Here is an 18,111-nt window from a genome sequence, read left to right on the forward strand (position 1 = left end):
AAAAACTATGACATTTGCCATCGAATTCAAGGGCGTCTCGCGGCACTACGGCACGGTCCGTGCGCTAGACCAGGTGAGCTTTCATGTGGAGGAAGGTGAGTTCTTCTCCATGCTGGGCCCCTCAGGTTCAGGAAAAACCACCTCCTTGCGTTTGATGGCAGGGTTTGAACAACCCAGCAGTGGCAGCCTCACCTTGCTAGGCGCAGATGCCACCACCACCCCGCCCTATGCACGGGACGTCAACACCGTGTTCCAGGACTACGCCTTATTCCCCCACATGAACGTGCTGGATAACGTGGCCTACGGCTTGATGGTGCGCAAAATGGGCAAGGATGAGCGCCATGCAAGAGCACGCGAGGCCTTGGAGATGGTGGCACTGCCAGACCATGCCATGCGCACGCCCGCTCAGTTGTCGGGCGGGCAGCGCCAGCGCGTAGCTTTGGCACGCGCCTTGGTCAACCGGCCGCGAATCTTGTTGTTAGACGAGCCCTTGGGCGCGCTGGACATGAAGCTGCGTGAGCAAATGCAGGTGGAGCTCAAAGTGCTGCACCGCAAGCTCGGCATTACCTTTGTGTATGTCACCCATGACCAGGGCGAGGCACTCTCCATGTCGGACCGCGTGGCGGTCTTTAACCAAGGCAAGATCGAGCAAATTGCCACCCCACGCGACTTGTACCACCGGCCGCGCACACGCTTTGTTGCCGAATTTGTTGGCAGCGCCAACGTCATTGATGCCACCCTCGCGAACCATTTGACCGGACGCCCACAAGCATTTGCTGTGCGCCAAGAGCACATCTCAGTGCAACCGACCGACAAGCCCGCCAATAAAGGCCTGCAGCTTGAGGGCGATGTCTTGGCGGTTCAGTTCTTGGGGGCCAGCCAGCGGATCGAAGTGCAAGTGGGACCACACACCCTCACCGCTTTGCAACAACAGCAAGACAGCGATACGAATCAGCCGGGCATCAGCGCGGGCCAACGTGTGTCTCTGAGCTGGGCGCAACCGCATATGGTGATGCTTGATGCTTAAGCTCGCTCCCTTGGCAACAGCTTCACCGGCATCCGCCATGGAGCTCTCGCCATTTTCCAAGTCTGGCCAAGGCCTATTGCGCCCTCTGTCCAACCTGCTCTACCAACGCAAAGGCCTGACACTGGCCTTGCTCTTGGCCCCGCCACTCCTTTGGTTTGGCGTGGTCTACCTAGGGTCGCTGCTCATGCTGCTGGGGCAAAGCGCACTGACCTTTGACGAGATGGCCATGTCGGTCACCGCCGAACTCACCAGCGCCAACTTTGTGGCGCTGCTGGTTCCCGCCAATTTAGACATCGTGCTGCGCACGCTTGCCATGGCCGTGGCCGTCACGCTGGGCTGTGTAGCCATTGGTTTTCCCATGGCCTACTACATGGCGCACTACGCTAAGCCAGCAGAAAAAGGCTTCTTCTTCGTGGCGGTCATGCTGCCCATGTGGGCCAGCTATATCGTTAAAGCCTATGCGTGGACCGTGTTACTCGCTAAAGGTGGTGTCATTTACTGGGGTTTGGAGCAACTGCACCTTCTAGGCGTCTTGCATGCGGTGTTGGGCTTGCCCGCAGTGGGCGGAGAAACTTTGGCCACTTCCAACCTAGGGCGCTTTTTGGTGTTCACCTACATCTGGCTGCCCTTTATGGTGCTGCCCATTCAAGCCGCCATTGAGCGTGTGCCCAGCAACCTGCTATTCGCGTCTAGCGACCTTGGCGCGACACCATTTCAGACCTTTCGCAAAATTTTGTGGCCCTTGGCCTTTCCTGGCGTGGTCGCGGGGTCCATCTTTACCTTCTCGCTCACTTTGGGGGACTACATCATTCCCCAACTGGTGGGGCCGTCTGGCCTGTACATCGGCAGCATGGTCTACACCTTGCAAGGCACGATTGGCAATATCCCTATGGCGGCAGCGTTCACTTGCGTGCCCATTGTGTTGATCACCATTTACCTTGCCATCGCGCGCAGACTGGGGGCATTCAATGCGCTTTAACGGAGTATCAGCCCTACGCGTAGCGGCCTATGGCGGGCTGGCTTTCTTACACCTACCCCTGCTGTTCATTGCGCTGTATGCCTTCAACAGCAATGAGAGCGGCTACACCTTTCCCTTAGACGGGCTCACGCTCAAATGGTTTGCCCGGGCCTTAGAGCGCAGCGATATCCGTGAGGCCATTGGCCTGTCTCTTTCGGTCGCGACCATGGCCACCTTGCTTGCTATGGTGCTAGGCACGTGCACCGCTGCCGCGCTGAACCGCGACCGCTTTTTCGGCAAAGACGCATTCACCACCATGCTCATCCTGCCCATCGCACTGCCGGGCATCGTGACAGGTATTGCGCTTTTGGCTGCCTTCAAGTTGATGGATGTCACACCGGGCTTTTGGACCATTGTGGTGGGTCACGCTACGTTTTGCGTGGTGATCGTGCACAACAACGTGGTGGCGCGCTTGCGCCGCTTGCCCGCGCGCTTCATTGAAGCCTCGATGGACTTAGGCGCAGACACACTAACCACCCTGCGCTACATCGTGTTGCCGCAGCTCAGCACAGCACTCATGGCCGGGGGCATATTGGCCTTTGCCCTGTCGGTGGATGAACTCATCGTCACCACCTTCACCTCGGGTAGCGAGAAAACACTCCCCATTTGGCTGCTCAACCAACTCAGCCGCCCCCGTGAGGTGGCTGTCACCAATGTGGTGGCACTGGGCGTCATGCTCATCACCATGCCGCTCATTCTCGTCGCTTGGCGCCTCACCCGCGACGGTGATGCCAACCCCAACAACCGCTGATCTGTCCCCACCGCGTCTATTCAGCCGACCCCATACACCAAGGAGTACATTGCCATGACTGCAACCCGTTTCCCCACCCAACTCTTGATCAACGGCGTCTGCGTAGCGGGCGCGGGCCGCGCTGAAAGCGTCTTGAACCCGTCTACCGGCGAAGTGCTGTGCGAAGTGGCAGAAGCCAGTGCCGAGCAGCTGCGTCAGGCCGTTGATGCCGCCAGCGCGGCCTTCCCTGCGTGGGCGGCCCTCACACCCAAAGACCGCAGTGGCTTTTTGCTCAAAATTGCAGATGCCATTGAAGCGCATGGCGACGAGTTTGCATCCCTAGAATCGCTCAACTGCGGCAAGCCGCTCAGCGCCGCCCGCAACGACGAAATACCCGCCATTGCTGACGTCTTTCGCTTCTTTGGGGGCGCCATTCGCAATCTGCAAGGCGCCTTAGGTGGTGAGTACCTCGCAGGCCACACCAGCATGATTCGGCGCGACCCTTTGGGTGTGGTCGCCTCTATTGCACCTTGGAACTATCCGCTCATGATGGCCGCGTGGAAACTTGGCCCGGCCATTGCCATGGGCAACACGGTAGTGCTCAAGCCTTCCGAAAACACGCCACTCACTACGCTGCGCTTGGGCGAGTTGCTGGCCAATATCTTGCCGCCTGGCGTGGTCAACATCGTGTGCGGCCGCGGTGACACAGTGGGTGCGCCGCTTATCCGCGACCCGCGCATCCGCATGGCGTCGCTCACAGGCGACGTGTCCACAGGCTCCAAGATCATGGAGGCTGCAGCCCGGGGCATCAAACGCACCCATTTGGAGCTTGGCGGCAAAGCCCCTGTCATCGTGCTAGACGACGCAGACCTCGGCTCCGTGGTGGAAGGCTTGCGCACATTCGGCTACTACAACGCAGGCCAAGACTGCACAGCGGCATGCCGTGTGTACGCTACTGAAAAGATTTACGAGCGCTTGGTGGCGGACCTCAGCAGCGCAGTGTCCAGCATCAAAGTCGGTTTGCAACAAGAAAACGGCGTCGAAATGGGCCCGCTCATCTCCGCCCGCCAGCGTGACCGCGTGGCCAGCTTTGTAGACCGTGCCAGCCAGTTACCGCATGTAGAAATCACGGCGGGCGGCAGCGCATGGGGCAACAAGGGCTTCTTCTACAAACCCACGGTGGTGGCAGGCGCGCAGCAAGATGACGAAATTGTGCGCAGCGAAGTATTTGGCCCCGTGGTGTCCATCACTCGCGTCAAAGATGCAGAACAAGCCGTCGCCTATGCCAACGACTCCGAGTACGGCCTGTCGAGTTCGGTGTGGAGCAGCAATGTGGGCACTGCCATGAACATTGCCTCGCGCTTGCAATACGGTTGCACCTGGGTCAACACCCACTTTATGCTCGTGTCTGAGATGCCCCACGGCGGTATGAAGCACTCTGGCTACGGCAAAGATATGTCCATGTACGCGCTAGAAGACTACAGCTGCGTGCGCCATGTGATGGTCAAACATAGCTAAGCGGCCAAGGCTGACCAGGTGCCACGCACCTGCATAGGGCTACTGGTGACGCATCGCGCTGGCAATAGCGCTGCGGTAAGCACCGCAGCCAATGAGCCGCGAATCGTCTAGGGCAAGCACGAAAGAAGACTTCACCCGAACATCGCCACTGACAGGGTTCACGACGCTGTACTCGACCCAGCCGCTTTCTTCCCGGTCCACCCGGGACCACGCGTCAGCAATCATCTGCGACGCATCAATGCCGGTCATGTCGGCAACGTTGCCGCCAACACGCGCCCGGTCTGCACCCAGGGCGCTGTAGGTACCTTCACGATCGAACACAAAGATATACAAATCGCGGTCGATAAAACCGCCTTGTGGGTCATGAAAGTCATGGAATGCTTGCGCCTCGCCTACCGAACGCACATGCTCAGCCGCCCGCAGCGCCAGTGCCATGGCCTCGTCCGCCGTTCCCTCGCGCAGTTTCAAGTGCGACACGGCTGCAATAAGCTCCTCGGAGCGCTGCGCAAGCTTGGCGGCCTTGTGGGAGGTGTGGTCTACCAACTGCGAGTTGGAAATGGTAGCGCGGTCTAGGTCCCCGACAGATTGAACGACCTCCTCCAAAGCCCCACTTTGTTGGGCACTCTGATCGGCAATGCTCGACACGCTGCCCGCCACCTCTTTGATACCCGTCACCAGACTGGTCATCAACCGACTCACCTCCCCCGTGTCGGTTACCACGCGCTGAACGCGCGTGTCGGTCTCGCTAATCATGGTTCGAATTTGCGTTGCCGCAATCTGGCTGCGCCTTGCAAGCTGGCGAACTTCTGTGGCTACCACGGCAAAACCCTTGCCAGAGTCGCCTGCGCGCGCGGCCTCCACCGCCGCATTCAAGGCCAGCAGGTTGGTCTGAAAAGCGATGCCATCGATGGTAGAAATGATGTCTTTCATGCGACTGGCGATGTCCAGCAAGGGAGGCATGTTGGCCATCGCATGCTCCATGAGCACGCTCGCGTCCTGCGCTTCTTTTTCTAGGCTTTCGGTCATCAGGCTGACTTCGGTAGAACCTTCTGAATTGCGGGTGACTGCGCGGCTGACCTTGCCTACATTTTTCGTGGTGCGCTCCAAGCTCGTGGCCTGGGATTGTGTTTGTTGGGAAAGCTGCAGCGCATCAGCAACCAGTTGCCCTCCCACGTGGGTCACCATGACGGACGCGTTGCGCACATCGGCAACTATTCCACTCAAGGATGCCTGCATGGTCTGCAGCGACTGCCCCAACGCGCCAAACTCATCATCGCTTTGTTGTTCAAGCTCACTGCACAGATCGCCTTGAGAAATTCGTTCGGCGAATGCGCCCGCGGCCTGCAAAGAGTTGCGCAAGCTGCGCACCAACCATTCGGTGCCCACCGCGATCATGAGCAGCACACTGAACAATGCGCCATAAATATACAAAGCGATGGTTTTGCAGCGTTCCTCGGTCGCAGCTTGTATGTGCTCCACCTGCAAGCGACGTCCAGCATCAAACTGCGCTTGCGCGTCGGACAAGCCCCCGTCTGGGGTGCTTGCAAGCACCTGCAATTGGGCCTGATTGCCCTCCTGGTGAATGGTGCGTCCAAGGGTCACCCCCACTACGGCCACTGAAACAATGGCCAGACACAGCAACACAATGAACAAGCGCAGCTTATTGGCAAGTGTGAGTTTTCTCATGGTCTCTTGGTTCGCTATTTGCTACAAATTTCGGAGCTATTTACGCAATAGATTCAGGCACTAGAGGCCTAAATGGCCATTTATTTCTGCAGAGGCAGCAACAAACGCGCTCGCCAAACCCATGGCCAGGTCGCTACATCGCTGTGTGTCTCCGGCTCGCCCTGCTGTCTCTAGGCTTTGGCACAACTCGCCCAAAGCCAGAGCGCCCACGCTGCGCGCGGCGGACTTGGCTGTGTGGGCCACAGCGGTCAGGCTATGGGGGTCGTGGGCCGCTGCGAACTTGATGATCTCAACCACTTGCTGCTCCACGTTGACCAGAAACTTGCTCAGCAGGCGCTTGTGCATGCCCGGGTTGTCACCCACCAGCGCAGTGAGCGTCGCCGGGTTCCAGATGGCTAAGGCTAGCGGCGCGGCCGGGGCAAGCGCCGCTTCGGGGGCTGGCGCCACTGCGGGGTCCGCCGCAAGTGGCGCCTTGTGCCCGGTAGTGCCAGCCGCTGCAAGCGGCATCCATTGCGCCAACTTCTCCTGCAACTGTTCCAGGCGCAGCGGCTTGGAAAGGTAGTCATCCATACCATTTTCAATACAGCGCTGTGCCTCACCCTGCATGGCGTTGGCGGTCACCGCAATGATGGGCAAGCGCTTATCCGCAGGCTCAGCCGCGCGGATGGCTGCGGTAAGCCCAAATCCGTCGAGGTTGGGCATGTGGCAGTCGCTCAGCAGCAGACCGTAACGGTCGGGTTTGGCATGCCACATGCCCAGTGCAACCAAACCGTCTTCGGCAGATTCGCACGGGTAGCCCAACAGACGCAGTTGCTCCTGCATCACCTCGCGGTTGATCTCGTTGTCTTCGGCCAGCAAAATCATCAGACCCGTTTGCCGGGTCTCATCGTGCGCAATAGGGGTTTTGCGCTGAGCCATACGGCGCTCTACGGGCGCCCGGTCAACAACCTCATTCAGGCCGGGCTCGCAGACCTGCAGCGGCAAGTCCACGACAAATTCCGAGCCCTCGCCCAGCGTACTTTTGGCGCGGATGCTCCCCCCCATCAGCTCCACCAGCGCCCGTGTGATGGACAGGCCCAGTCCGGTGCCTCCAAATTTGCGCGAGGTGCTCTCGTCCGCCTGGGTAAAGGGCTGAAACAGCTTGGCCACTACCTCCGGTGACATACCAATGCCGTTGTCGGCCACCGCGATGCGCACCCCATCGGCACCACTTTCAAGCACGCACGGGGCCAAGCTCAGGCTGACCTTAGCCCGTTGGCTACCGTTTTTGCTGCTGAACTTGATGGCATTGCCCATCAGGTTCAAAAGCACCTGGCGCAGTCGGGTGGGGTCACCCAGACACCACTGCGGCAGCGCAGGGTCAATCGACAGCACAAGGTCTGATTGGGCGCCCACGCCTGAAGCCAGCAAGTCAGTCACGCCTTCTGCGACTTCGCACAGGCGAATGGGCAGCCGCTCGGTGGTGAACATCCCGGCTTCGATTTTGGAGAAGTCCAAAATGTCGTTCAAGATTTGCAGCAAGGCCATGGCCGAGTTCTCGATCGTGCCTAGCATGCGACGCTGCTGCGGCAGCAGGCTGCTTTTCTGCAAGATGTCCACCATGCCCACCACCCCATTCATGGGCGTGCGAATTTCGTGGCTCATATTGGCCAAAAACTGGCTTTTAGCGCGGCTGGCACTCTCAGCCAATGCTTTGGCGGCCAACAGCTCTGCCTGCTCTTTTTTGTGCTGCGTGATGTCGCTGATGAAGGCGCTATAGCTGGTGCCTTGCGGCGTCACAATGGGCGAAATAGCCAGCTCGATCGGAAACTCAGCACCGTCCCGGCGTACCCCAACCAGTTCAAGCCGTTTTCCCGGCTGAGGTCCGTGATCGCTCGCAAGATACGCGTCCAAGCCCATTTGGGGCGCGGCGTGGTAGCGCTGAGGGAGCACAAATTGGTACCACGGCTTGCCCCGAACGTCGGCTATTGTCCAAGCAAATGCAGTTTCGGCCTGGCTGCTCCACTCGGTGATGCGCCCCTGAGCATCCATGCCAATAATGGCATCCAAACTGTTGTTCATGACCAGGCGCAGGTGGTTTTCGCTCAGCACTGCGGCTGCCGTCTTTTGCTTGACGCGCATTTCCAGGCTCAACTGCTGCTCCATCAAATCCAGCTGCACCTGTTTGCGCAGGGTGATGTCGGCGCGAATGGCGAGGTAGCGCTCCGGCTTGCCCTCAGCATCCATCACGGGGACGATGGTGGTGTCCACCCAGTACAACTGGCCGTCCTTTGCCCTGTTGCACACCTCGTCCCGCCAGGTTGTGCCGGTTGCAACGGTGCGGTACATCGCCTTAAAAAACCCATGCGGATGGTGGCCTGAATTAAGCATGATGTGGTCTTGCCCCATGAGCTCTTCGCGGCTGTAGCCACTGATCTCGCACAGCTTGTCATTCACGTAGGTAATGCGGCCCTGCACATTGGTGGTGGCCACAATGGCATGCTGGTCGAGCGCATACTTTTGCATCTCGAGTTCAGCTTTTTGAAGCTTTAGCGCGGTCTCTGCGTGCTTGCGCGGCGTAATGTCGGCGCGTATGGCGAGGTAGCGCTGGGGTTTTCCATCTGGGCCCATCACGGGGACGATGGTGGTGTCGACCCAATACAAATGGCCGTCTTTGGCCCGGTTGCAGACCTCGTCTCGCCACGTTGTGCCTGCCGCAATGGTGCGGTACATTGCCTTAAAGAACCCATGCGGGTGGTGGCCTGAATTAAGCATGATGTGGTCTTGCCCCATGAGCTCTTCGCGGCTGTAGCCACTGATCTCGCACAGCTTGTCATTGACGTAAGTAATGCGGCCCTGCACATTGGTAGTGGCCACAATGGCATACTGGTCGAGCGCATACTTTTGCAGTTCCAGTTCGTCCAGGTGGTCGTTCGCACTGTGCTCGGCCTGGCGCCGTGCCACCAACTGCTGGTGCAGCAGCCATGCGATCAGCGTACTGAAGAGAGTGCCGCCCAGCAGCAGTACCCAAGGCGTGGTCTTATCCAACTCGTCCTCAAATGCAGCCGTGCTCTTGACCTGCAACGCAAAGTCACGGCCCAGCAGTGGGAGCTGGCGGGTGACTGAAAACTGCGGGGGTGAGACTCCGCGTAGCTGCATCGGCGCCTCCCCCGCAGAAGCAGCATGGGGCCCGCCAGCGCCAAACAGCAAGGGCCCGCCCGGGCTACCTTCTGGCGGCGAGGAGGCATCGAACAGCTCCAAGGTCATCTGGCCGTCGTTGACCAAGTTCATGCCATCTAGCAGCTCTGCCACGGTCACCGGCCCGAGCAGCAAGCCCACCAACGATGCGCGGCGCTGGGCGATGCTGTCGGGGCGGGTACCTTTGGCATAGACGGGCACAAAAATGACCAACGCCGTGCCTGCCTTAACTTGGTCTTGCGGTGGGGCAATCGCCCCAGAAATGGTGGGCATGCCGGTATCCACCGCGCGCTGTAGTGCGGGGCGCTGGCGCATGTCGGAGCCAATGTCTAGGCCCTGGTCATCAGGGTTACCAGAAGCCGGCTCTAGGTACTTGACGATATAGAGGTCGTCGTAGCTGGTGCCAGCCAATTGGCGCACCGCAAACTGGGGTGCGCGGTCCGCGCGCTCAGCAGCCACAAAGGCAGCCAAGTCTGGGCGTAGCACCCGCTGTGCAAAGCCAAACCCGCGCACACCGGGAAATTCCTGCGCCAAATTGCGCGACTCTACGTAGGCCAAAAAAGCGGCCCGGGGCACGCGTTCACTGGCTGCATACAAGCCCCTGGCACCCTGCAAGCCGAAGACAGGGTGTGCAAATCGTGCGCTGATGGTTTGGGCCACGGCATCGGCATTTCGCTGCATGTGGAGTTCTGCAACGCTCACATTGACATGGTGCTTCCAGTACCCGGCCGCAGCGGCTAGGCAACAGCCCACCAGCCAGACCAACCAGGGCGTCCAAGGAGCCAGGGCTACCACCGCACCAGCGCGGGCATGGATGGATGACGCGTTAAGCACCATACTGCTGCAGCCAGGTGGTACAGGCATCAAACGGCATGGGGTGTGCAAAGTGATAGCCCTGTGCAATGCTGCCGCCACACTCCCGAATAAAGGCCAGTTGCGCTGTCGTTTCCACCCCTTCTGCCACCACATGCATATCTAGGCTTGCACCGGCCGCAATGGCCAAGCGCAAAATGGCTTCGGCCTTGGACTCACTGAGGGCACGCTGCACAAAGCTGCTGTCAATCTTGAGCTCTTTGAACGGCAAATCCAACAGCTGCACCAAGCTAGAAAATCCCGTACCAAAGTCGTCAATAGACAGGATGAAACCCATCATGGACAGGCGCGTCAGGGTTTCCAAGGCTAGCTTGCGCTGCACCATGAGCTGGCTCTCGGTGACCTCAATGATCAGGTCTGCGGGCTTCAAGCCCGCATTCAGCACCAGTGCCAGCAGTTGCTCTGGCATAGCCAGGTTCAGCGCAGTATCCATGGACAGATTGATGGCCACCTTGACAGCAACGCCCTGCCTTCGCCAGACCACCAAGTCTTGCACCACGGCGCGCGCCATGGCAAAAAACAATTCGTCGGACAAACCGCAGGCTTCCATCGCAGGAACAAAGGTGCCCGGCCCTATGGATGTCAAAGGCCAACGCGCCAAGGCCTCCACGCTGCTAGCTTTACCGGTATGAATATCTGTTTTGGGTTGGTACCAAGGCACCAATTCTTGGTTAGACAGGGCCTGCGTGAGCGCGGGTAAGGTCAAGGATGGCAATTTCGGGTGAACACCACTGCCCTCTTTGCGGGGCTTGCGCGCGCCCAGCATGGTGCCCAGTTGTTCTGGAGCACAGGGCTTGCTCAGCACCCCAAGCAAATCCAATCCATGGGCCTGTGCCAACCCCGCCCCACTGGTCAAAATTTCGGGGGTGGAGCTCGACAGCAAGATAAACGACCCGCAAAACCCGCGCTGTGCCAGATGGCGCATCAGCACGAGGCCGTCCATATCGGGCATAAAGAGGTCACTCACAATGATGTCTATGCGCCCACCCAAGCGTTCAAACGCTGCCAGTGCCTCGACACCACTTTGGGCCAACACCACCTGGGTGTAATTCAGGTTATGCAGCTGCATCTCCACCAAGCTGAGCTGCAAAGCATCGTCGTCGACCAGCAGGATGGTGGGGTTGGGCATGGCGCTGTGGGGCTCGAGCAGGCAGATGCTGGTATGGGCCCTTAATCCGGCAGCAGTTTGGCCAGTGCTTGCGCCAGAGTGGCCATGGCGACAGGCTTGGTGTACGCCCCCATCAGCTGCAGCCCATTGGCCAAGGCAACTTCTTGCGCAATATGCATCATGGAAGCATCCTCACCGCTGACCAGCATGATGCTGCCGCGGTAACCGCTTTTCGCCAGCTCGGCAAGAAATTCAATGCCGTCCATGTCAGGCATAAAGATATCGCACACCAGAAAGTCTGGGTATCGCGGCAGCATTTTCATAGCCTTTAGCGCCTGGCGGCCATCGACTGCACAGTGAACATCACGCACCCCCAGCTCGGTGAGCATCTCACTCAAAAAATCCCGGCTGAAGTCGTCGTCATCGACCACCATGACCAGTGGCGATGCGTTGCTTTGGACCAAATTTTTACTCATCTTTGCTCCAAGTGAAGTTCTTCGCCAAGCGTTGGGCACTGCTCTCGCGTCAAGCCTGCGATATGCCCCAGAACGGCCACCGCATGGTGATCCGATAAGGTGTAAGGATCAAATTCGGTCGAGTCTTCGTGTTTGAATAGAAAGGGAGCACGCGCCATGACTGCGCTGGCTGTGGCCATGCACCACCGGCTGAAGTGGCGGTGGCTCAGCGATTTAAAACTCAGCAAATGAAAATCAGTGTGGCGGAAGTCTTTGACAAGCCGATTCAGCAGGCTGTTGACATCACTACGCTCACCCTCTACGCCTTGAAAAAAATAGCGTTCGTCATACAGCAGCACACCGCCAATGCCAACACGTTGGTTGTTCTTGCGAGATATTTGCAATATTTCGTTGATGGTTTCTGAACTCGCAGGGGCACAGACCCTGCTCGCATAAATCATTTGCGAAAGCACCGCACCTCCTATTTGCATCGCCCTGCGGAAAGCATCCGCGTTCGAAGAATATATGAACGACCAGACAATAGTACGGTTGAGCGTCACAAAACGTCAAACGAAATATTGACCATTTCGGCAGTAAGTGCGTTGTGCGGTTTTTGTCCCGCTCCATGCGGAGCCGTTATGCCCCCGCCAAGCCTTTTGCCAGCATATAGCCAGACCCAGCACCCGTGCCCGCACCGGGCCAGGTGGACGCCCCCACCATGTACAGCTGCTTAACCGGCGTGCGCCATCGCGAGTGACCAAACGCAGGCCTAAAGCAGAAGAACTGGTCCAGGTGGTGGCTGCCAGACAAACTATCGCCATCCACCAAGTTCGGGTTTTCGCGCTCCAAGTCCACCGGTGACACCACGGTTCTGGCCAACACTTGGGCACCGAGACCCGGCGCGTAGCGCTCCAGCACCGCCATCACGCGGTCCGCATACGCTTCCTTGATCTGGTCCCAGTGCGCAGGTGCAATCGCGCCAGCGGCATCCCCCTGGACCACGCTGGGCAAGACACGCACTTGTACCCACAGCAAATGCTTACCCGCTGGTGCGCGCCCTGCATCAAATGCTGTGGGCTGCCCCACCACCAAGACCGGCTCTGCAGGCAGCAGGCCAGCCATGGCGTCGGCGTAGGTGCGCGCCATATGGTCTAGGGTGGGTGCGAGGTGCACATAGGCAAACTCTTGCAGCTCTTGGCCCGCAGCCCACTGCGGCATTTGGGCCATGGCCAAGTGAATCATCATGGTGCCAGGGCCACTGCGCAAACGGCTGGGCGCTGGCTGCGCAGCTGCAGGGCTGCCGCTTGCTAACAGCTTGCCGTAGAGTAGTTTGGGGTGAACGTTGGCAATCACCGCGCGCGTGGCTTGAAGCCGCTCACCGCCTTGCAAGAGCACGCCTTTGGCCTGGCCTTCATTGGTTTCAATGCGCTCTACGGTAGCGTTGCAACGCACTTCTCCACCTTGCTGCGCAATCACTTTCACCATGGCCTGCACCACGGTCTGCACACCACCACGCCCCAGTGCCATGCCAAAGGCTTGGCTCGCCATGGATTCCAAATACGGAAACAGCGCCCCGCCCGCCACATCGGGACCAAAGTCCAGATGCATCCCCCAAGCCCCCATCATGGCCTGCACACCGGGGTCTTGAAAGTGCGCACCCAGCCAAGCCCTGGGGCTAGACACCATGAGCTTGGCCAGCTCCATACATTTGGCAGTACCCAAGGCCCGCCATGCACGCCATAGCGCCTTTAATACTGCAAACGACGGCACGGGCGAGCCCAACACCGCAAACAAATGCGGTGCCACGGTCCCAAACTCACTTAGCATTTGCCCCCACGCTGCCGCGTCTTGCGGGTTGCGTGCAGCAATGCGCGCCATGGTTTGTGCGGCATCGCTCTCTACGCCCAGCCAAGTTCCCCCGGGCAACACCGAAGCAAAGCTCTTGCCCGCAGGCAACAGCTCCAGCCCAGCGGCATCCAGCTTGGCCTTGTGCGCGGCATAAAACGGGGAGCCAGCAAACATGCTGAGGTTCATAGCGCATGCATCGTGGGCATAGCCCGGCAGGGTTAGCTCAGCCGTCTTGACCGCACCACCGGGCACAGCGGCGCGCTCCAGCACCAGCACCTTCCAACCCTTGCTACCCAAGTGCACCGCAGCCGCCAAGCCATTGATCCCCGACCCCACCACAATTGCGTCCCACGCCATAGCCCACTCCTTACGCTGAATAGCTCAGTCTAGTGGGCACGCCGGTGCCTGCACAGTGCAGAGCAACAGGTTAGCGAAAGCTGGATGGCGAACTGCGGAAAGTGGATAGGTGCGGGAGCTTTCGGCTGCGCGTGTGCTCGTCGGCTCGGCGTAGCCCCGACCAAAGCCATCAGCAGCGATTCAAAAAAGCCACCTGCTTGCCTATGGCTATGTGCCTAGCAGCAAGGAGGAAAACATCAATCCGCACGGCGGCTTTGGGCTGGTTGCAGACTTCCGCAGCGCTCCATAGCGGACGTTAGGATTGCTGCTTTAACGTGAAGATGATCGGCCCAGAACAATTTGCGGCGAAGCCGCATTCTGCATTTGGAATGCCCATGTCGATTGTCATGTTAAGTTCAATCGCCATCGAAGTAGATCCCATCAAAGTCGGGCGACTCGCGACTAGCGCTTGTCTTAAACCAGCCGACCAGTCCGAAGTTTGACTTCACGAGGAGGTAATCTCCTTCGCTCAATAGAACGTGGATCTTTTCTCCTTTTGGTATCTGCGCGATCACCTCACCAGTATCCTTACCAGACAGGAGTGCAATCGGTATCTTGGTGTGGGTATCCAAGCCCACATAGAGATAAGGTTGCGTTACCTCCACAACCTTGCCCTCACGGACCGCATACTTCCGCCGCTCTGTGTGTATCTTGTTCGTTCTTCCGATTGCGTACAAGAAACCATTGCCAGGAATAAGCAGGTAGTCGGTGTCGATTACTCCGAGCCATTTTCCAGTGGACTCATCTGCAACTACCCAAGCTGGATCGTCGCTCGCGCCAGGATCGAAATGAATGAAGTACCGTAGTGACGAGGTTCGATCTATTCGAGTGGACAAAACGGTGGTCATGTCGTTTGTTCCGATCCCCTGAGTATTGAATTTCGAATCGAGGGGTGTATTGATCAGCCTGGTCAGCGACGAGTCATATGAAACCTGCTGAGCAGTCTTCCCCACGATCTGTGAAACAACGAATGTTCGGAGTCCAGGGAATGGGCTTTGCAGAGCATTTGGGTGAGAAATCCTTGCCTGAGCACTGGCAACTGGTGAGACGCACAGTGTCGATACGAAGATGGCGAAGAAAACTAAGGATCGCATTATTTCGTTGGACCTCATCGTGTTTGAAAAGTTAAAGCCGCTACGTATCGCGACACTGAATTGGTGAATAGAGAAAACAGAATACGCGTGCCGTTGATTTTTAACAGGGTCGTTCAGTCAAACTATGCAGCGAAGACTCGGGCGACCTTGATTCGCAGCAAAAACGTCATTTTTCCTGACAAGTCAAACCGTGCAGGTCGATGACCGCTTTCGCGGCATAGCCGACCGATGTGTCACCCGGCTGCTGGCCTACGCGCCTGTAATAAATCTGAGCCCCCTCACGCCCCACGCAAGGTCGCCGAGGGCGAGCAACCATAGCGTTGCTTGTAGTAAGCCGCCAAGCGCCCCATGTGCGAAAAGCCGTTTTGTAGGGCGAGCTCCGTCACCGACACTTCTTGTTGCGCACGCGCCGCCGACTGCAGGGCTTGGTGCACACGGTCTAAGCGCAAGGCGCGCAGATAGGCCAAGGGTGACTGTTGGTGCTCGCGCTGAAAGGATGCCTCTAGCGTTCTGGGGCTCACACAGGCGGCCTTGGCGATGTCGTCTAAGCACACCCCTTCGTGCGCGTGGGCGCGCAGGTACTCCACTGCGCGGCGTACGCAGCGGGTTTGGGTGTTGGCCGGTGCTGGCAACAGCGCATTGCTGTCTGAGCCTGCCTCGGCGGGTTGCAACATGGACGCCAAGCCGTAGAGCAAAAAGTTTTCCATAGCGCCACAGGCGGCGGGTTGCGCCATCCACTGCGGGCCGTATTGGTGCAAGTTGGTGGCCAAGTCATAGGCGGCACGCCACCACGCGCCAATGGCGGGGTAACTGCGGCACTGGGTAAAGGCAAAACGCGGGGCTGGCGCGCTCACGCCGCTGTGGCTATCAATCGGCATGCGGCTTTGCAGCGCGAGCCTGGGCACCTGCAGCATCAGCATGGCGCAGTCACTGCTCCACACCATTTGGGTGGCGCGGTGGGGGTGCAGAACGGCCAGCGTATCGCTGTCGATGTCGGCCTCTTCGTTAGCGCAGCTCACGCGCGCACGGCCACGCAGGGGCAGCAACACCAAATAGAAGTCGCCCCGCTCGCCGGGGTTGATGCACACCTCGCTGCCGTAGCTCAACACGTTCAAAGCCACCTCGCCCAAGGCAATGCGGTTGTGCCGTGCCTCAAAGCCGTGGTGGCTGCCACGCACATCTAAGCGGTGCGGTGAAAAAATGCGCCCCACCATCTCGCGTGCCTCTACGGCTGAGCGGGAGCGAATCAGGGGGTAGTTGTCCAACAGGTAGCGCGACTCTGAGGGTGCGGCAATGGTGGATTCAGGTTCATTCATGGTCAAACAAACCGCTTAGGGCGCGAGGCTAGAAGGCACACAGATCAGACATAAGATTAGTTTAGGCCCAAAGTATTTTCAAAATCTCAGGGATAACACCAACAGTGTTTTCACCAAGCGTGATGAATGTCGCGTTTTTTGGATAAGTGCTGGCGTGAAGTGGATTGCGACAGCCCTTGGCCCTACCCATACTTTGCCCATGCGAACCACCTTGCCCCATTGCACAGCGCTCCAACGACCATGACTCGCCCTATCGACACACTGCTGGTTGGCAGTGGCATTAACTCCCTGGTGTGCGCCGCCATGCTGGCCAAGCGTGGCCAAAAAGTGCATGTGCTGGAGCGTGAATCTGTTTTGGGTGGCTGCATTCGCACGGAGGCACTGACCGCAGCCGGCTACTTGCACGACACCCTGTCCGCGGCCCACCCTTTATTCGTAGCGGGGCCTGCGTACGCAGCACTGGGCGCTGACTTGCACGCTGCGGGCTTAAGCTACTGCAATACCAACAGCCCCACCGCCGTGCTGCTGCCCGATGGCCGCCACCTGGTGTTGCGCACAGCCCGCCAAGACAACATCGCTGCATTTGAGGCGCTGGCAGCGGGCGACGGCCAGGCCTACGCACAGGCCATGAGTGCGCTGGAGGGCAACGCAGAGCTGATCTTTACGCTCCTAGGCCAAGAGCTGTGGAGCACATCGGTGCTCAAAACCCTGGCCAAAAAAGCGTGGAAAAGCGGCTTTTACCCTAGCAGTGCGTTTGCAGGCCAGTCCCTGCAGTCCGCCCGGGCATGGTTGGAGACCCACTTCAAGTCCGACCTGGTGCACGCCTTGTTGGCCCCGTGGGTGCTGCACTGCGGCTTGGGGCCAGATAGCGCGATGTCGGGCCTGATGGCGCAGGTGGTGGCCTTTACGCTAGAAGCCGTGGGCATGCCCATGGTGAAGGGTGGCAACGCGCAAACGGTCCATGCCTTTCGAGCCCTGATTGAGAAGCACGGCGGCAGCTTGCAGTGCAATGCCGACGTTGCGCAAATCTTGGTCAAGCACGGCAAGGCTGTGGGAGTGACGCTGGCCAACGGCGAGGCCCTCTATGCGCGCAACGTGGTGTGCAACGTCACACCCACGCAGCTTTACACACGGCTGGTGCCCCAAGAGCACTGCCCGCCTGCTATTCGCCAGCAAGCCCAGGCCTACCGCTATGGCAAAGGCAATATGCAAATTCACCTGGCCTTGTCTGAAGCGCCCCAGTGGAGCGCGCCAGCGCTGGCAGAGGTGGCCTATGTGCACCTGACACCTGGCCTAAACGGTGTGGCCAAAGCGGTAGACGAAGCCCAGCGCGGCATGCTGCCTGTGGACGGCACCATTGTGGTGGGGCAACCCAGCGCACTAGACGCCACCCGTGCACCTGTGGGCGCCAGCGTGTTGTGGATTCAGCTGCCAGAGTGCCCTCGCCATATTGCCGGTGACGCCGCTGGCACCATTGCCACACCCGCCAACGGTGCGTGGAACGAGGACGTGCGCGAGGCCTACGCCGACCGCATCATCGCCCGCCTGGCACAGCACGTTCCCAACCTGACGCGCAGCATCGTGGGGCGCAAAGTGATTTCACCCGCCGACTTAGAAAAGCTCAACATCAACCTCGTGGGGGGCGACCCCTACTCAGGCGAATGCAGCTTGGACCAGTTCCTGCTGTGGCGCCCGCTGCCCGGCGTGAAGAACCACCAAACACCGCTTAAAAACCTGTGGCACATCGGTGCATCCACCCACCCCGGCCCCGGCTTGGGCGGGGTGTCTGGCCTGCATGTGGCCCAGCACTTGGCCAAAGGCTAGCCCCAGCGCCAGCACACGTTAACGCCCCATACACATCACAA

Annotated in this window: 13 protein-coding genes; 5 read left to right on the forward strand and 8 right to left on the reverse strand. The window is 59.1% G+C overall.

What is annotated here, in order from left to right; all coding sequences use genetic code 11:
- The first annotated feature begins 7 nt into the window (after nt 1-7).
- From EXZ61_RS11555 to EXZ61_RS11570, 4 genes are read left to right on the forward strand one after another with little or no spacing between them, the layout of a single operon-like run.
- Nucleotides 8-1,027: an ABC transporter ATP-binding protein gene (locus EXZ61_RS11555; protein WP_142811916.1), complete on the forward strand. Its 1,020-nt coding sequence runs from the start codon at nt 8-10 to the stop codon at nt 1,025-1,027.
- Entirely contained in the window at nt 1,020-2,006 is a 987-nt protein-coding gene (locus tag EXZ61_RS11560) for an ABC transporter permease (protein ID WP_237218938.1), read from the forward strand. Before EXZ61_RS11555 ends, EXZ61_RS11560 begins: the two co-directional genes overlap by 8 nt.
- A complete protein-coding gene (locus EXZ61_RS11565) occupies nt 1,996-2,796 on the forward strand; it encodes an ABC transporter permease (RefSeq protein ID WP_142811917.1) in 801 nt (266 codons plus the stop codon). Before EXZ61_RS11560 ends, EXZ61_RS11565 begins: the two co-directional genes overlap by 11 nt.
- Nucleotides 2,797-2,850: 54 nt before the next feature.
- Nucleotides 2,851-4,293, forward strand: coding sequence for a gamma-aminobutyraldehyde dehydrogenase (locus EXZ61_RS11570; protein WP_142811918.1), 1,443 nt, complete (start codon nt 2,851-2,853; stop codon nt 4,291-4,293).
- A 39-nt stretch (nt 4,294-4,332) separates the two neighbouring features.
- Here the strand turns inward: EXZ61_RS11570 and EXZ61_RS11575 are convergent, their stop codons facing one another.
- From EXZ61_RS11575 to EXZ61_RS11610, 8 genes are all read right to left on the reverse strand, one after another.
- The gene (locus EXZ61_RS11575; protein ID WP_168224754.1) at nt 4,333-5,979 is read right to left on the reverse strand and encodes a methyl-accepting chemotaxis protein; all 1,647 of its coding nucleotides are present in this window, start codon (nt 5,977-5,979) and stop codon (nt 4,333-4,335) included.
- A 60-nt stretch (nt 5,980-6,039) separates the two neighbouring features.
- The gene (locus tag EXZ61_RS11580) at nt 6,040-9,993 is read right to left on the reverse strand and encodes a PAS domain S-box protein (protein ID WP_168224755.1); all 3,954 of its coding nucleotides are present in this window, start codon (nt 9,991-9,993) and stop codon (nt 6,040-6,042) included.
- Nucleotides 9,983-11,158, reverse strand: a complete 1,176-nt coding sequence (locus EXZ61_RS11585) for an EAL domain-containing response regulator (RefSeq protein ID WP_142811920.1) — start codon at nt 11,156-11,158, stop codon at nt 9,983-9,985. Before EXZ61_RS11585 ends, EXZ61_RS11580 begins: the two co-directional genes overlap by 11 nt.
- A 41-nt stretch (nt 11,159-11,199) precedes the next feature.
- The gene (locus EXZ61_RS11590; protein ID WP_142811921.1) at nt 11,200-11,613 is read right to left on the reverse strand and encodes a response regulator; all 414 of its coding nucleotides are present in this window, start codon (nt 11,611-11,613) and stop codon (nt 11,200-11,202) included.
- Nucleotides 11,610-12,152 carry a BLUF domain-containing protein gene (locus EXZ61_RS11595; RefSeq protein ID WP_142811922.1) on the reverse strand — a complete coding sequence of 181 codons (543 nt, stop codon included), beginning with the start codon at nt 12,150-12,152 and terminating at the stop codon, nt 11,610-11,612. The genes EXZ61_RS11590 and EXZ61_RS11595 overlap by 4 nt, the downstream gene beginning before the upstream one ends.
- Before the next feature lie 76 nt (nt 12,153-12,228).
- On the reverse strand, nt 12,229-13,797 hold the full coding sequence (locus EXZ61_RS11600; RefSeq protein ID WP_142811923.1) for a phytoene desaturase family protein: 1,569 nt from the start codon (nt 13,795-13,797) through the stop codon (nt 12,229-12,231).
- A 395-nt stretch (nt 13,798-14,192) separates the two neighbouring features.
- Nucleotides 14,193-14,684, reverse strand: coding sequence for an SH3 domain-containing protein (locus tag EXZ61_RS11605; RefSeq protein ID WP_142811924.1), 492 nt, complete (start codon nt 14,682-14,684; stop codon nt 14,193-14,195).
- 524 nt (nt 14,685-15,208) lie between these two features.
- Nucleotides 15,209-16,246, reverse strand: coding sequence for an AraC family transcriptional regulator (locus EXZ61_RS11610; protein WP_142811925.1), 1,038 nt, complete (start codon nt 16,244-16,246; stop codon nt 15,209-15,211).
- Between the two features lie 240 nt (nt 16,247-16,486).
- On the opposite strand from EXZ61_RS11610, the gene EXZ61_RS11615 reads away from it, so the two are divergent.
- A complete protein-coding gene (locus EXZ61_RS11615) occupies nt 16,487-18,070 on the forward strand; it encodes a phytoene desaturase family protein (RefSeq protein WP_142811926.1) in 1,584 nt (527 codons plus the stop codon).
- Nucleotides 18,071-18,111: the final 41 nt, after the last annotated feature.

Origin of the sequence: Rhodoferax aquaticus, from assembly GCF_006974105.1 — a bacterium.
Classification (GTDB): domain Bacteria; phylum Pseudomonadota; class Gammaproteobacteria; order Burkholderiales; family Burkholderiaceae_C; genus Allorhodoferax; species Allorhodoferax aquaticus_A.